Genomic DNA, 12,580 nt, shown 5'->3' on the forward strand with positions numbered 1-12,580 from the left:
CGCGCCGGGGGTGATGTCGCTGCAGGAGGCGGCGGATGCCGGCCTGTTGGAGGGGTCGCTGATCGTCGCGGCCCAGCGGGTGGTGGATCGGGCGAACGCCCTGCAGGCCCGTCCGGGCGCGTTCATGGAGTCGGTGGAGGCTGCGCGGCTGTTCGGGTCGATGCAGGCGACGATCGAGGGTCTGGTGCACGAGCTGTGCGTGGCCAAGCTGCAGGTTGCCGGGCTGGAGCGGGTGTTGGGCTCGGGGGTGGCGGCGTGATGGCCGGCGAGTTGCCGGTGCGCCGGGAGATGGCCGCCGAGGTCGACCTGATGGAGCGGTTCATGGACCTCTACGGCGACGACCTGTGGGGGTGGCCGGAGGACGTGCAGTTGCGGTACGCGGCCGAGGTGGCCCGTCTGCGGGAGCGGTGGCTGCGGGGTGAGGTCCAGTGATCGCCCTGATCGGCCTGCTGGTCGGCGCGTTCGTGCTGCTGCTGTGGGCGGACTGGCGGGCTCGTCGCCGGGTGCGTCCGGTGCGGGCCGCCGAGGTGACGCCGGAGCAGATCCGCTACGTGTCCGCCCGTCGCGACAAGGAGAACAACCGATGAGCGTGACCAAGACGTTCTGGACGCCGACCAGCAGCATCGACTACTACACCAGCGGCATCGGAACGCTGATGTTCCGCATGGACAAGCACCCGTTCGGCGCGGACGAGTTCCACATCGAGCAGCCGCCGGGCATGCGCACCGCCGACATGCTCAAGGTCGCCGACAGCCTCCTCGCGGGCGTCCAGGAGTGGCGCGACTCCATCGCTGCCGCGGCCGGCAAGGAGGCCGCGCGATGACGATCACCGAGCTGCCGGGGCGCCTGGCCCCGGCTGCCGGGCCCATCATCACCGAGCCTGGCGTCTACGAGATGACCAACGAGCAGTACCACGCGGACCCGGTGCCGGGTGGCTCCCTCTCGTCGACCGGTGCCCGCCGGCTGCTGGAGTGCCCCGCGAAGTTCCGCTGGGAGCAGGACCACCGGCAGGCCCCGAAGGCGGAGTTCGATTTCGGGACGGCCGCACACCAGGAGGTCCTCGGCCGGGGTGATGGCATCGTGGTGGTCGACGCGGACTCGTGGCGGACGAACGCGGCGAAGGCCGCCGCCGACGAGGCCCGGGCGCGGGGCATGGTGCCGCTGCTGCCGCGGGACTACGCGGTGGTGCAGGCGATGGCCGATGCGATCCGCCGCCACCCGATCGCGGGTCCGCTGTTCAGCGGCGCCGGCGTCGCGGAGGAGTCCCTGTTCTGGCGGGACGAGGCCACCGGGGTGTGGCGGCGGGCCCGTCCGGACTGGCGGGTCGGCCGGATCCTGGCCGACTACAAGACCACGACGGACGCCTCCGACGAGGCGATCTCGAAGACCATCCTGAACTACGGCTACCACCTGCAGGGCGACTGGTACCGGGCCGGTGCCCGCGCTCTCGGCCTGATCGAGGAGCCCGCGTTCCTGCTGGTCTTTCAGGAGAAGGCGGCACCGTACCTGGTGCACGTGGTCGAGATGACCGCGGTGACCCTGCGGATCGGCCACCACCGCAACCGGCAGGCCCTGGCCCTGTACCGCGAGTGCGTGGAGTCCGGGTACTGGCCCGGCTACGGCGAGACCCAGCCCGGCCTCGTGTCGCTTCCCCCGTGGGCCGAGAAGAGCGAACTGGAGAGCATGCAGTGACCGACATCGCTGTTCGTGAAGCGCAGCCCGTGGCGACCGTTGTGGAGCCGCCGGCCGAGAGCGTGCTGATGGCGTGGGCTCGTGAGGCCCAGCAGGCGGAGCGGATCGCCACCAACCTGGCGAACACGTCGTTCGTTCCGGCGTCGTTGCGGGGGAAGCCGGCCGAGATCACCGCGGCGATCCTCGCGGGGATCGAGCTGGGTCTTCAGCCGATGGCGACGCTGCGGTCGATGGACGTCATCCAGGGCACGCCGGCGCTGAGGGCGCACGCGATGCGTGGCCTGGTGCAGTCCCACGGTCACGAGGTCGAGCTGGTCGAGTCGACGCCGCAGATCTGCCGGATGCGCGGCCGCCGGCTCGGTGCCGACGGCTGGCAGGAGGTGACGTGGACGATCGAGCGGGCCCAGCAGCTCGGGCTGACCGGTAAGGACCAGTGGAAGAAGCAGCCCGGCACCATGCTGATCGCCCGGGCGACGGGTGAGATCTGCCGGCTGATCGCCTCGGACGTGCTGTACGCGATGCCGTACGCCTCGGAGGAACTGCGCTCCGACGTTGCGGAGGCGGTCGTGCAGAGCGCCCGCGTCACCCTCGCGGAGATCACCGGCGCGACGCCGGCCGCGGCTCAGGCCGAACCGTCCGACCCGTGGGCCGACGTTGAGTACGACGCCCCGGTCGAGGAGCCGCACCTGCCCGCGTGGCCGCAGGTTGGGGGTGCGGAGTGAGCTGGTGGACGGATGAGTGCCTGGCGGTGGACCTGGAGACCACTGGCCTGAACGTCGAGTCCGACCGAATCGTGTCGGCGGCGACCGCGTGGTGCGTGCGCGGGGTGCCGTTCGAGACCCGGACGTGGCTGGCGGACGCCGGCCGGCAGCCGATCCCGGCCGAGGCAACGGCCGTGCACGGGATCACGACCCGGCACGCGCACCGGTACGGGCAGCCCGCGGGTCAGGTTGCGCACGCTGTCGCGGGCTTGGTCTCGGTGGCCGCCGATGACCAGGCGGCGGTGGTCGTGGCGAACGCCCCGTTCGACCTGACGGTGATCGCCTCCGAGCTCTACAGGGCCTCCTACAAGGCACCTGAGGTACACCCGCGTTGGCCGATGATGGTCCTGGACCCGCTGCTGCTCGACTGGAAGCTCGACCCGGTCCGTGAGGGCCGTCGGCGGCTGGAGGACCTGTGCAGGCACTACGAGGTCGAGCACGAGGGCCCGCATCGGGCTGACGCCGACGCGGCTGCTGCGGCTGCGGTGATGTACCGAATCGTCGGGCACTTTCCGCAGCTGCAGGCCATGACGTTGGCCGAGGTCCACGAGGCGCAGGTCGGCTGGGCGGCGGAGCGGGCGGCGGCTCGGCAGGCGTACAAGCGGAGCCACGGCGACCCGACCGCGGTGGTCGACGGCTCGTGGCCGCTGATCCCCCGGCAGGGGGTGGCGTCGTGACCCCCGAGGAGAACGGCGCCCTCGTGGAACGCCTGATGCCGGTCGCGGCCCGCATTGCCTGCGTCGTCAACGGCGACGGTGACCGGCACGACATCGAGCACCACACCCGTCGCCTGGACCGGCAGGGCCTGCTCGCCGTGATCGTGATCCTCGCCGCCATGGTCGATCCCGACGCCTCAGTTGAGGACGCGCTCGGGTTCATCACCTGGGATGAGCACGGCCGACCCGCGCCGCCGGTCGTGACCGGGCCCCGGTTGCGGATCCGCAGTCTCGCTGCGGACGTCGAGCCACCGGCGGGCCTCGGGGCTGAGCGGGTGCTGCTGTCCGAGCGGATGCAGCTCGCCCGTGAGATCCACCTCGGACAGGGCTACACGATGACGGAGACCGCGCGGCAGCTGGGCGTGGATCCGGACACGGTTCGGAAGTGGTCGGGGCGGTGGGCGGCATGAGCGACGACCTCGACTGGCGCCAGCGGGCGCTGTGCAGCTCGGACCCGGACGGCTGGTTCCCGGAGGAGATTCGTCCTGCGGCGGCAAGGCTCTTCGCTGTTGAGGCGGCGAAGGCCGGATGCCGAAGCTGCCCGGTCCGGCGCGAGTGCGGGACGCAGGCCCTGCGGCTGGAGTCGGGGGTCCCGGCGGACATGCGGTTCGGTGTGCGCGGGGCGATGACCCCGGCCGAGCGGGCCGCGGCCGATCCGGTCGTGCAGGCCCGGAAGCGGGTGGCGGCGTGACGGCGCGGCGGTACACGGATCCGGCGGAGCGGGCGGAGGCGTACAGCGTCTCGCTGGTGGCCCCGCCGCTGCCGGAGGCGACGCTGGCGGCGGCCCGCCGCTACCTCGAGGGCATGGCCCGCGACAAGGCCGACCTGGCCCTGCTGCTGGCCGCGCTCGGCCTCGACCAGGCTCCGGCGTGATCTGCGGCCAGTGGCTGCCCGCGGTGCGCGAGTACTGCAGGCAGCCGGCCCGGCCCTACATCCCGGGGCCCCGCTGCCCCGACCACACACCGGCCGCACAGGCCGGGCGCCCCGAACCACCAGACCCCAAGGAGTGCCAACGATGAGCACCACCCCGATCCGCGCCGCCGAGCTGGCGGCCAGCCTCACCCGTGTCCGCCCGCACGTCAGCCGGGACACCGAGCTCGACGCCCTCAACGCCATTCGCATCGAGGCCAGCAACAACTACCTCTTCACCATCGCCACCGACCGGTACACCTTCGCCATCAACCGGGTCGAGACCGTCGGCAACGGCCCGTGGGCGGCCCACCTCCGCCGGGACGACGTGCCTGTCGTCGTGGCGTGGCTGGAGCGCCTCAACCCGGGCGCCGTCGTCGAGATCGGCACCGAGACCGTCGACGACGACACCGTCATTGTGCTGCAGTCGCTCGTCGGCTCGATGCGGGTGCCCGACAAGACGTCGAACCGCCGGCACTTCCCCGACTGGAGGAAGCTGGCGCGCGACATCCTGCAGAAGCCCCAGAAGGACGCCGGGTTCACCGGCTTCAACAGCAGCTACCTGGCCCGGTTCAAGGGCATCGGCCCGGCGCTCCACGCGTGGCAGGACGGCCCGCGGTCGCCGCTGGTGCTGGCCGAGGAGAGCGGCAGCTTCATCGGCTTCGTGATACCGGCCCACAGCGGCGAGAACCGCGACAGCGTGGTGGAGAAGTGGCTGGCGCCGCTTCGCCGGACCGACGCCATGGTCATGGGCGCGCGCTACGACCTGACGGCCACCTGGACGGACCGACACGGCGACCCGTGGCAGTACTCCGGCCAGGACGGCGAGCACGGCGTGCCGCTGATGGAGTTCGTCGGCATCGACGACGACCCGTGGCTCCTCAGCAGGGTCATCTCCGAGTTCGGGCCGCTCACCCGCGCCGAGGCCTGACCCGCTGTCTGCCTGGGGTGGGGTGACCGTCCCCCGCCCCAGGCCACCAACCCCCGACCGCACAACGACCGGAGACCAGCACATGGCCGAGAAGGACCGGCGCACTTACGTCCGTGTCCACGATGGGCTGACGGACCACCCGAAGATCGTGGAGGTGGGCGGGGAAGCTGCGTGGCTGTACGTCAGCGCGCTCTGCTACTCGTCTCGTCAGTTGACCGACGGCCTGGTTCCGAAGCGTCTGATCCGGCGGCTGACCGACGGAAGCAACCCTGAAGCAAATGCTTCGGCACTGCTTCGCGTTGGCTTGCTTCACGAGGGCGAACACGACTGCGCGCGATGCCCTGTCGGAGGCCCCGACGTGTACGTCGTGCACGACTACCTCGAGCACCAGAGGTCGGCTTCGGAGGTCGCCGCGCTCCGAGAGAAGCGTTCCGCCGCAGGTCAGCGCGGTGGAAAGCGTTCCGGGGAGTCCCGTCGGGCCGCCTCGCAGGCCGAAGCAAACGGTGAAGCAAACGCGAAGCAAGTGCTGAAGCAAACGCGAAGCAAAACCGAAGCAGAGACAGAGACAGAGACAGAGGTAGAAGAAGTACTACGTACTTCTTCACGTGCGCGCCGCAAGGCCGGCCACGATGAGCCGCCGAGGGCCGACGTCGAACGCGTCTGCCGGGCCCTCGCCGACGCCGTCGAAGCCAACGGCTCCAAACGGCCCACCATCACCGACCGGTGGCGCACCTCCGCCCGACTGCTGCTCGACAAGGACGGCCGCACCGTCGAACAGGTCCTCGGCGCCATCGAGTGGTCGCAGTCCTCCGAGTTCTGGCGCGGCGTCGTCCTGTCGATGCCCAAGCTCCGCGACAAGTACGACCAGATGCGCCTCCAGGCCACCCGCAACCAGCAGCCGCCCGGCAGCAGCCTCGCCACCACCGGCGCCCAGAGCCACCTGTCCGGCACCGACGCCCGCATCGCCGAGCACTACGACCTCATGCAGCAACTCCTCGCCGAAGGGAGCAACTAGTGGACCGCCTTGGTGCAGCTGAGCTTCTTATCCACGCCGCCGCGTTCGATAACCGGAAGCCGTCCATGGCCGCCAGCACGGCCTGGGCGGATGCGCTCAAGGACATCCCGGCCGACGCTGACGCCCACGCGGCGGTCGCCCGCTTCTACTCCAAGCCCTCCCGTGACGGCGACCTCGACGGAACCCGGTGGATCCAGCCCCACCACGTCCGGGCCCTCCGCAAGGAGATCCGCGCCGAGCGCACCCCGGAGGTCGACAGCATCATCTACCCGGCCCTCCCGGGCGAGACCGGCGCCCAGTTCGTAGAGCGTCGCCGCCAGCAGATCGCCGCCATCGCCGACGGCCGCATCGAACCCGAGATCAACCGGCAGCTCAAGGGTGGCCCGCACCCGTCCGTCGCCAATGCCCTTGCCGGCGTGGGCTCCATGCCCGACCACGTACGCGAAGCCCTCGCCGACACCATGCCTGGCCGCAAGGCCCGCGAGGAAGCCCGCCTTCGCGGTGACGACGACGCCCTCACGGTTCCGTGCCCCTGGTGCCGTTCCGCCGCCGGCGACCCCTGCAAGCGCCGCCGCAGCGGGACGGCAGGCAAGGCCGGTACCTGGTTCCGCCGCGAGCGCCCCCACCCCGGCCGGATCGACGCCGCAGCCATAGCGGCCCGCGACTGCCCTACCTGCCACGCCGCAACGGGCGCGCCGTGCACCAGGCCCGACGGCCGCATCTACGACGGCGCCCACCCCAGCCGCCTCGACGCCTCGCGGGCCGCGTGATGGGTGCCCCGATGCCCGCCGGCCTCCGCCGCCACCGCGACCGCCCGCCCGAGTGGGCCATCCCCTGCCCCGTCCCCAACTGCCGCGCCAAGGCCGGCACCCCCTGCCACACCCCCACCGGCCGCCGCCTCACCGCCGACAGCCACCCCAGTCGCGCCGACGCCTGGCTCATCCACCAGACCACCCAACCCGCCGCCTGAGGAGACCACCATGCCGCGCCCCCGTCCCAGATGGACGCTCACCCGGGAGAACCTCACCGAGCTCATGGACCTCATCGAGCCGTCCAAGCCGCACTACAAGTCCCGCACGCCCGCTGGCCCGTACGACCTCAGCGTCGAGATTGACGGTCTCACGATCCTCGCCCACCGCGGCCTGCCCCGGGCCGTGGCGCGCTTCGGCGACACCATCACCCAGGCCGCCGGCAGCTGGACCGTCACCCCCGCCGAGGAGACCAGCCGATGAGCGACCTGACCGCCGCGGCCTGGAACGACCGCTACCCGCCCGGCACCCCGGTCACCGCCTACCCCGGCGTCCGACCCGAGTACGCCGCCGAGATCGGCCTCACCGACTACACCCGCCTGGAGACCCGCACCCGCTCTGCCGCCTGGAACCTCGGCCACGGCACCCCGGTCGTCGCCGTCGACGGGTACGCCGGCGGCATCTCCCTCGAACACATCGACCTGCGTGACGCCCAGGAGAGCGCCCGATGAACCAGCAGAGCCAGCCGAGCTACCAGAGCGCCCTCGATGCCGTCCACACCCACTGCGACGTGTGCGACAAGTGCCACACCGCCCGGCGAAGCGGCGCATGGACAACGGTCGCCTGCAGCACCGGGAGGCGCCTTCGGCGAGCCGCCCTAGCTGCCTGGCGGAACAAGCCATGAGACTCCGCTCCGCCCGCTCCGCCGTCGACCACGTCAGCAATCACTACCGCGCCTTCAACCTCAAACCGCTCTACGCCGACCAACCCGGCGGCAACGGCCGACACATCGGCTGGACGTTCCAGATCGCAGGTACTCAGCGCGCCCATGGCTGGGTCCTCACCAGCGGCACCGCCTGCCACGGCCCGGTCCTCGGAGGCCGGGAGTTCGCCGCTGCCGAAGGCCGAATCACCGCCAACCACGAGCAGGAGACCACCCGATGAACCAGCCCCAGCCCGCACCGCCCGACCGCCTGATCATCGAGGTCTGCCGCGACGGGTGGACCAAGAAGCTGCAGATCAACATCGCCAAGGTCGACAAGAACGGCTGCGGCCACGGTTACCGGCTCGCCGGCCCGAAATTCAACGGCAGCAGCACGGGCCTGCTGAAGACCGAACTCGACGAGCGGGACGCCAGTGAGATCCGCTCCTACCTCGACGCCGTGTTCCCGCAGGCGTCCACCCCGCCCCCGTCCGCCGAGGACGTCCCCACCCTGGTTGCCCGGGTCCGGGAGCTGGAGGCCGAGAACGAGCGGCTCCGCGACGTCCTGAAGCGCACCCAAACCCTCGCCAAGATGGACCCGCCCACCTGCGCCGGCTGCGGCCACCTCGAATCCGCCCACGACCCGGCCAACGAGCGCGAGTGCATCGCCTCCGCCGCCCAGATCTGGGACTGCTCCTGCAACCTGTACGTCCCCTGCCACCCGGAGCCCACCACCTGACGGCCCCGTGCGCGGCCAGGACCGGACCCCTACCGGCCGCGCACGGCCCCAGGCACCCCGAGTTCCACCACAACGCCCACAGGCCCCCAGACGAGCCGCCACGCCAGCCGAGGAGCACCCATGGCCACCGTTCACGCCGCTGATCCCATCCCTACCAGCCCCAGTGGCCTAGCCGGCCTCATGTGGGAGCTGGAGCAGAACACCAAGACCGGCGAGCCCGACCCCTGCATCGCTCTGTGGGAGCGCCTGCACGCGCAGGAGGGCTACGACGTGCCGCCCCGCTCTGGGCCGCCGCCTGCGCCCACTACGACCACGACCACGACGACACCGAGGCCTGACCATCCCGACGGCCAGCACCCACCGGCCGCCACGCACACCCACCACGGAGACCCGATGACCAAGCGCACCGCCCGCGAGGAGATCGAGCGAGCGTTCCACGTCTCGTTCAAGTTGCCCGACCAGGCCGCCGAGCTCCTCGACGCCTACCGCGCCGAGGTCCTCGCCGAGGCCGCCGACCACCTCGACCGGATCGCCGACGAGGTCGAGGCCAAGGTCGCCGCCTACTACGGCCCGGCCTCCGGCATCGGCCCCGGATCCGCCGGCCACGTCCGAATGGACGCCCAGACGATCCGCGCCCTGGCCGGCATCAAGCCCACCGAGGACCCGATCATCGCCAACTGGGACCACGCCGTCATCCACCCCGACGACCCGGCCGAGCCGACCATCGTCTGCTGCCGCACCGACAACGGCCAGCCCGTCGCCCTGGTCCTCGACCCCGAGCACCGCGAGGCCCTCGGCCTGCAGCTCGTCGACCCCGACGGGCAGTGACCATGAAGCTCCCCGAACGTCCCTGGAACGGCCGCTACATCCTCGACGCCTACTCCTGCGCCGGCGGCGCCACCATGGGCTACTACCTCGCCGGCTACCGCGTCATCGCCGTCGACATCGACGACCAGCCCAACCACCCCGGGAACCTCTGGCCCGGCCAGGAGATCCGGTTCATCCGCGCCGACGCCGTCGAGTACATCCGCCAGTACGGCACCGCGTTCCACGCCATCCACACCAGCCCGCCATGCCAGCACGACTGCACCCTCACCGCGGGCACCAACGCCCACCTGCGCGGCCAGTACGCCGACCTGCTCGAACCCACCCGCGCCGCACTGGAGTCGACCGGCCGCCCGTACGTGATCGAGCAGCCGCCCGGCCGCGCCTCCCGCCGCATGCGGGTCGACCTCACCCTGTGCGGCGAGCAGTTCGGTCTGCGCGTCATCCGCCACAGGAACTTCGAGGCTGGCGGAGGACTCGTGCTTGACCAGCCGTCCCACGTTCCGCACCGCGGACGCGTCGCCGGCATGCGCCACGGAGTCTGGTACGAGGGCCCGTACTTCGCCGTCTACGGCGAGGGCGGCGGCAAGGGCAGCATCGCCCAGTGGCAGGACGCCATGGGCATGCACTGGACCAGCGTCCGCCGCGAGATCGCCGAGGCCATCCCCCCGGCCTACACCGAGTTCATCGGCCGGCAGCTCGCCGACCACCTCGCCGCCATACCCGCGGCCGCCTGACACCCCGTTGACGCCCGTCAGCCACCCGCCCCGGCCTGCCGCCCACCAGCGGCAGGCCCCACCCCGAAGGAGCACCCGTGACCGACCACCTCGCCGACCTGCTCGCCGCTGCAGCCACCCGGCTCCGCGCCGCCGCCACCGAGGCCACCCACAACGACCGCACCACCTGGCAGCTCGGCCACACCCTCGGCACCCGGACCGCCGTCGTCCTCGACGACCCCGACAAGCCCACCGTACTGATCGAGACGTACGCCGAGCGCCTGGAGCGCGTGAACGCCTACCTGGCGCTGGTCGGCCCCGCCACCGGCCTCGCGGTCGCCGACTGGCTGGCACAGGCGGCCCGTACCCACCGGGCGGCCGAGTCCGCGGCACGACGGGTCTGGCGAGAGGACGGCGAAGACGACCGAGCCGCGTTCGTCGCTGAGCGCACCGACCACCACGCCCTCGCGGTGGCCCGCGCGGTGCTCGGCCAGGACGGCGGCCAGCAGCAGTGATCGCCCTCGTCGCCCTCGCCGTCGGCGGCCCCGCCAGCCTCGTCGGCATCTACTGGCTCGGCGCCATCCGAGCCGAGACCGCCGAAGCACACCACGCGGCCGCCGAACAAGCCCGAGTCGACGCCGAGTTCATCCGCATCGTCACCACGGAGTACCAGCTGTGACCCCGACCGCCGAACAGCTCGACCACCTCATCGGCCACACCGCCAACCACGCCCTCACCCCCGAGGAGCACGCCGCCCTCCGCGCCGGAGTCGCCGAACTCACCGAGCAGCGCGACACCGCCCGCGCCGGGGCCCTGGAGCGAGCCGCCCTTCTGGAGCACGCCCGCGACCTGCTGGAGCCCTTCGGCGGCCACGGCGACGCCTGGCCCGACATCACCCCGGCCATCGAGGCACTGATCGCCCGGGCCACGCAGGCCGAGGCCCGCATCGCCGCCGTCCGGGCGCTAGCTGCCGACATGCGCACCTGGTGCTCGCCCCACGGCATCGCAGCCGACTACGCCGACCGCATCGACGCCGCCCTCGGCGGGCCCGAGCCCGCCCAGCCGTAGCGCTTCGCCCCGCACCCCCAACCCCCCGCACCACCCCGCACCCCCAACCCCCCGCACCACCCCGCCCGACGCCCAGGAGCCACCATGAGCACCCACACCGACCTCACCCACATCGCCACCCAGTGGCCCACGCTCCGCGAGCTCCTCCAGGCCCGCACCCCCCGCACCTGGCCGCCGGCCGGACGCATGGCCGACCACCAGCGCAACCTCGACGACACCACCGACGACACCGAAGCCCTCGCCCAGCAGGCCGCCATCGAGCGCGCCGAGCGCACCGCCCTCGCCCCCGGCGAGCGCCCCGCCCCGCTCCGCGTCGGCGCCCTCGACACCATCCTCGACATCGAGGCCGACCTCCTCGCCCTCGCCGACGGCATCGCCTCCGCCATCCAGCGGCCCGCGTTCACCGTCCGAGCCGCCAGCCCCGACGACACCATCGCCCGCGACATCGCCCTCATCGGCCTCCGCGACGCCCAGGACCCCCGCCGCTGGTCGTTCACCGCCGCCGGCCGCACCGGCGTCCAGGCGGCCACCTGGCTCGCCGCCCGCCTCGGCCCCGCCACCGGGCCGTTCCGCGCGCTCACCGGCGTCCAGCTCGACCAGCTCGCCTCCGACGTCGCCGCGGTCCGCCGCCGCGTCGACCGACTCCTCGACGGCCGCCCCGCCAACGGCGCCCACGCGACCGGCCGGCAGTGCGAGTGCGGCGGCGAGTTCCAGGTCACCAGCGGTCAGGACGACTTCGTCATCGGCTGCCCCAACTGCCGATCGTCCTGGACCGGCACGGCCCTCCTCAACGGCCTCACCGGCGCCGCCTGAAACCCACCCACCGTGAGGGCGCTCACGCCCACGCCGTGAGCGCCCTCACCCACCCGGAGACCACCACCATGAGCCCCCTCACCATCGGCGCCTGGCACGAGGCCGAACTCCACGGCATCGCCGGCCCCTGGACCATCCACGGCCACGCCACCATCCTGAACGTCACCACCGCCCCCGACGGCACCCAGCACACGACCATCGAGGTCAGCACCCCCGGCAGCCGACACACCAGCCCTCACTACGCCTACGCCACCGGCACCGTGAACACGCTCACCGACGGCCGGATCGAGCTCACGGACGTCATCACCCCCCAGCCCGGGCCCAGCCGCATCGTGCTCAGCGCCCAGCCCGAATGTCTCCTAGGCGAAGCCGTCGCCGCCTACCACCACCCCCGCGCCGTGAACACGCTCACGGCCTGGCAGCCGATCCCCGACGACGACAGCCCCCTCGACGTGAGCGCCCTCACGGCCCTCGCCCGAGCCACCCAGCGCGCCGCAGACGCCCGGGAGGCCGGCGCCGAACGCGACCGCCTCGTCCTCCGCCTCGACGCCGGCGGCGTCCCCCGCGACCTCATCGCCCGCACCATCGGCCGCGACCCCTCCCGGATCGCCCAGCTCCGCCGCCGCTCGATAGCCGCTTGACGAATCACCAACCGGTGATCCACACTGGCCCCACGTCCGGCGTGCCCGGACACCAGACCACCGAGAGCCCCACGGCCGAACAG

The 12,580-nt window shown here is 72.3% G+C and carries 25 protein-coding genes; all 25 read left to right on the forward strand.

Going from position 1 to position 12,580, the window contains the following annotated elements:
* Positions 1-13: 13 nt before the first annotated feature.
* On the forward strand, positions 14-259 hold the full coding sequence (locus ACZ5GH_RS09975; protein ID WP_464333956.1) for a hypothetical protein: 246 nt from the start codon (positions 14-16) through the stop codon (positions 257-259).
* Positions 259-432, forward strand: a complete 174-nt coding sequence (locus ACZ5GH_RS09980) for a hypothetical protein (protein ID WP_464333957.1) — start codon at positions 259-261, stop codon at positions 430-432. The genes ACZ5GH_RS09975 and ACZ5GH_RS09980 overlap by 1 nt, the downstream gene beginning before the upstream one ends.
* The gene (locus tag ACZ5GH_RS09985) at positions 429-587 is read left to right on the forward strand and encodes a hypothetical protein (RefSeq protein ID WP_464333958.1); all 159 of its coding nucleotides are present in this window, start codon (positions 429-431) and stop codon (positions 585-587) included. The genes ACZ5GH_RS09980 and ACZ5GH_RS09985 overlap by 4 nt, the downstream gene beginning before the upstream one ends.
* On the forward strand, positions 584-823 hold the full coding sequence (locus ACZ5GH_RS09990) for a hypothetical protein (protein ID WP_464333959.1): 240 nt from the start codon (positions 584-586) through the stop codon (positions 821-823). The genes ACZ5GH_RS09985 and ACZ5GH_RS09990 overlap by 4 nt, the downstream gene beginning before the upstream one ends.
* Positions 820-1,692: a PD-(D/E)XK nuclease-like domain-containing protein gene (locus ACZ5GH_RS09995; protein ID WP_464333960.1), complete on the forward strand. Its 873-nt coding sequence runs from the start codon at positions 820-822 to the stop codon at positions 1,690-1,692. Before ACZ5GH_RS09990 ends, ACZ5GH_RS09995 begins: the two co-directional genes overlap by 4 nt.
* Before the next feature lie 29 nt (positions 1,693-1,721).
* Positions 1,722-2,414 carry a hypothetical protein gene (locus ACZ5GH_RS10000; RefSeq protein ID WP_464333961.1) on the forward strand — a complete coding sequence of 231 codons (693 nt, stop codon included), beginning with the start codon at positions 1,722-1,724 and terminating at the stop codon, positions 2,412-2,414.
* On the forward strand, positions 2,411-3,130 hold the full coding sequence (locus ACZ5GH_RS10005) for an exonuclease domain-containing protein (protein ID WP_464333962.1): 720 nt from the start codon (positions 2,411-2,413) through the stop codon (positions 3,128-3,130). The genes ACZ5GH_RS10000 and ACZ5GH_RS10005 overlap by 4 nt, the downstream gene beginning before the upstream one ends.
* The gene (locus tag ACZ5GH_RS10010) at positions 3,127-3,579 is read left to right on the forward strand and encodes a hypothetical protein (protein ID WP_464333963.1); all 453 of its coding nucleotides are present in this window, start codon (positions 3,127-3,129) and stop codon (positions 3,577-3,579) included. The genes ACZ5GH_RS10005 and ACZ5GH_RS10010 overlap by 4 nt, the downstream gene beginning before the upstream one ends.
* Positions 3,576-3,860, forward strand: a complete 285-nt coding sequence (locus tag ACZ5GH_RS10015; RefSeq protein WP_464333964.1) for a WhiB family transcriptional regulator — start codon at positions 3,576-3,578, stop codon at positions 3,858-3,860. The genes ACZ5GH_RS10010 and ACZ5GH_RS10015 overlap by 4 nt, the downstream gene beginning before the upstream one ends.
* Complete coding sequence (locus ACZ5GH_RS10020; RefSeq protein ID WP_464333965.1) at positions 3,857-4,042, forward strand: hypothetical protein; 186 nt, start codon at positions 3,857-3,859, stop codon at positions 4,040-4,042. The genes ACZ5GH_RS10015 and ACZ5GH_RS10020 overlap by 4 nt, the downstream gene beginning before the upstream one ends.
* A gap of 142 nt (positions 4,043-4,184) precedes the next feature.
* Positions 4,185-5,009, forward strand: a complete 825-nt coding sequence (locus ACZ5GH_RS10025) for a phiSA1p31-related protein (protein ID WP_464333966.1) — start codon at positions 4,185-4,187, stop codon at positions 5,007-5,009.
* A gap of 82 nt (positions 5,010-5,091) precedes the next feature.
* Entirely contained in the window at positions 5,092-6,024 is a 933-nt protein-coding gene (locus ACZ5GH_RS10030) for a hypothetical protein (protein ID WP_464333967.1), read from the forward strand.
* A 65-nt stretch (positions 6,025-6,089) separates the two neighbouring features.
* Positions 6,090-6,794: a zinc finger domain-containing protein gene (locus tag ACZ5GH_RS10035; RefSeq protein ID WP_464333968.1), complete on the forward strand. Its 705-nt coding sequence runs from the start codon at positions 6,090-6,092 to the stop codon at positions 6,792-6,794.
* 11 nt (positions 6,795-6,805) lie between these two features.
* Entirely contained in the window at positions 6,806-6,994 is a 189-nt protein-coding gene (locus ACZ5GH_RS10040; RefSeq protein ID WP_464333969.1) for a zinc finger domain-containing protein, read from the forward strand.
* A 10-nt stretch (positions 6,995-7,004) separates the two neighbouring features.
* A complete protein-coding gene (locus tag ACZ5GH_RS10045; protein ID WP_464333970.1) occupies positions 7,005-7,256 on the forward strand; it encodes a hypothetical protein in 252 nt (83 codons plus the stop codon).
* On the forward strand, positions 7,253-7,504 hold the full coding sequence (locus ACZ5GH_RS10050; RefSeq protein WP_464333971.1) for a hypothetical protein: 252 nt from the start codon (positions 7,253-7,255) through the stop codon (positions 7,502-7,504). The genes ACZ5GH_RS10045 and ACZ5GH_RS10050 overlap by 4 nt, the downstream gene beginning before the upstream one ends.
* Positions 7,505-7,673: 169 nt before the next feature.
* Positions 7,674-7,937, forward strand: coding sequence for a hypothetical protein (locus ACZ5GH_RS10055; RefSeq protein WP_464333972.1), 264 nt, complete (start codon positions 7,674-7,676; stop codon positions 7,935-7,937).
* Positions 7,934-8,434 carry a hypothetical protein gene (locus ACZ5GH_RS10060; protein ID WP_464333973.1) on the forward strand — a complete coding sequence of 167 codons (501 nt, stop codon included), beginning with the start codon at positions 7,934-7,936 and terminating at the stop codon, positions 8,432-8,434. The genes ACZ5GH_RS10055 and ACZ5GH_RS10060 overlap by 4 nt, the downstream gene beginning before the upstream one ends.
* 393 nt (positions 8,435-8,827) lie before the next feature.
* The gene (locus ACZ5GH_RS10065; protein WP_464333974.1) at positions 8,828-9,262 is read left to right on the forward strand and encodes a hypothetical protein; all 435 of its coding nucleotides are present in this window, start codon (positions 8,828-8,830) and stop codon (positions 9,260-9,262) included.
* 2 nt (positions 9,263-9,264) lie between these two features.
* Complete coding sequence (locus ACZ5GH_RS10070; RefSeq protein ID WP_464333975.1) at positions 9,265-9,996, forward strand: DNA methylase; 732 nt, start codon at positions 9,265-9,267, stop codon at positions 9,994-9,996.
* A gap of 77 nt (positions 9,997-10,073) precedes the next feature.
* Positions 10,074-10,490, forward strand: coding sequence for a hypothetical protein (locus ACZ5GH_RS10075; RefSeq protein WP_464333976.1), 417 nt, complete (start codon positions 10,074-10,076; stop codon positions 10,488-10,490).
* Positions 10,487-10,654, forward strand: a complete 168-nt coding sequence (locus ACZ5GH_RS10080) for a hypothetical protein (RefSeq protein ID WP_464333977.1) — start codon at positions 10,487-10,489, stop codon at positions 10,652-10,654. The genes ACZ5GH_RS10075 and ACZ5GH_RS10080 overlap by 4 nt, the downstream gene beginning before the upstream one ends.
* Positions 10,651-11,043 carry a hypothetical protein gene (locus ACZ5GH_RS10085; RefSeq protein ID WP_464333978.1) on the forward strand — a complete coding sequence of 131 codons (393 nt, stop codon included), beginning with the start codon at positions 10,651-10,653 and terminating at the stop codon, positions 11,041-11,043. The genes ACZ5GH_RS10080 and ACZ5GH_RS10085 overlap by 4 nt, the downstream gene beginning before the upstream one ends.
* 84 nt (positions 11,044-11,127) lie before the next feature.
* Complete coding sequence (locus ACZ5GH_RS10090; RefSeq protein ID WP_464333979.1) at positions 11,128-11,856, forward strand: hypothetical protein; 729 nt, start codon at positions 11,128-11,130, stop codon at positions 11,854-11,856.
* Between the two features lie 35 nt (positions 11,857-11,891).
* A complete protein-coding gene (locus tag ACZ5GH_RS10095) occupies positions 11,892-12,497 on the forward strand; it encodes a hypothetical protein (protein ID WP_464333980.1) in 606 nt (201 codons plus the stop codon).
* Positions 12,498-12,580: the final 83 nt, after the last annotated feature.

The organism is Kitasatospora sp. Xyl93 (genome assembly GCF_055383135.1).

Coding starts and splice junctions, on each gene's coding strand:
- ACZ5GH_RS09975 (WP_464333956.1), top strand. CDS start 14: ATGTCGCTGCAGGAGGCGGCGGATGCCGGCCTGTTGGAGGGGTCGCTG.
- ACZ5GH_RS09980 (WP_464333957.1), top strand. CDS start 259: ATGGCCGGCGAGTTGCCGGTGCGCCGGGAGATGGCCGCCGAGGTCGAC.
- ACZ5GH_RS09990 (WP_464333959.1), top strand. CDS start 584: ATGAGCGTGACCAAGACGTTCTGGACGCCGACCAGCAGCATCGACTAC.
- ACZ5GH_RS09995 (WP_464333960.1), top strand. CDS start 820: ATGACGATCACCGAGCTGCCGGGGCGCCTGGCCCCGGCTGCCGGGCCC.
- ACZ5GH_RS10015 (WP_464333964.1), top strand. CDS start 3,576: ATGAGCGACGACCTCGACTGGCGCCAGCGGGCGCTGTGCAGCTCGGAC.
- ACZ5GH_RS10025 (WP_464333966.1), top strand. CDS start 4,185: ATGAGCACCACCCCGATCCGCGCCGCCGAGCTGGCGGCCAGCCTCACC.
- ACZ5GH_RS10030 (WP_464333967.1), top strand. CDS start 5,092: ATGGCCGAGAAGGACCGGCGCACTTACGTCCGTGTCCACGATGGGCTG.
- ACZ5GH_RS10035 (WP_464333968.1), top strand. CDS start 6,090: ATGGCCGCCAGCACGGCCTGGGCGGATGCGCTCAAGGACATCCCGGCC.
- ACZ5GH_RS10040 (WP_464333969.1), top strand. CDS start 6,806: ATGCCCGCCGGCCTCCGCCGCCACCGCGACCGCCCGCCCGAGTGGGCC.
- ACZ5GH_RS10045 (WP_464333970.1), top strand. CDS start 7,005: ATGCCGCGCCCCCGTCCCAGATGGACGCTCACCCGGGAGAACCTCACC.
- ACZ5GH_RS10050 (WP_464333971.1), top strand. CDS start 7,253: ATGAGCGACCTGACCGCCGCGGCCTGGAACGACCGCTACCCGCCCGGC.
- ACZ5GH_RS10055 (WP_464333972.1), top strand. CDS start 7,674: ATGAGACTCCGCTCCGCCCGCTCCGCCGTCGACCACGTCAGCAATCAC.
- ACZ5GH_RS10060 (WP_464333973.1), top strand. CDS start 7,934: ATGAACCAGCCCCAGCCCGCACCGCCCGACCGCCTGATCATCGAGGTC.
- ACZ5GH_RS10065 (WP_464333974.1), top strand. CDS start 8,828: ATGACCAAGCGCACCGCCCGCGAGGAGATCGAGCGAGCGTTCCACGTC.
- ACZ5GH_RS10070 (WP_464333975.1), top strand. CDS start 9,265: ATGAAGCTCCCCGAACGTCCCTGGAACGGCCGCTACATCCTCGACGCC.
- ACZ5GH_RS10090 (WP_464333979.1), top strand. CDS start 11,128: ATGAGCACCCACACCGACCTCACCCACATCGCCACCCAGTGGCCCACG.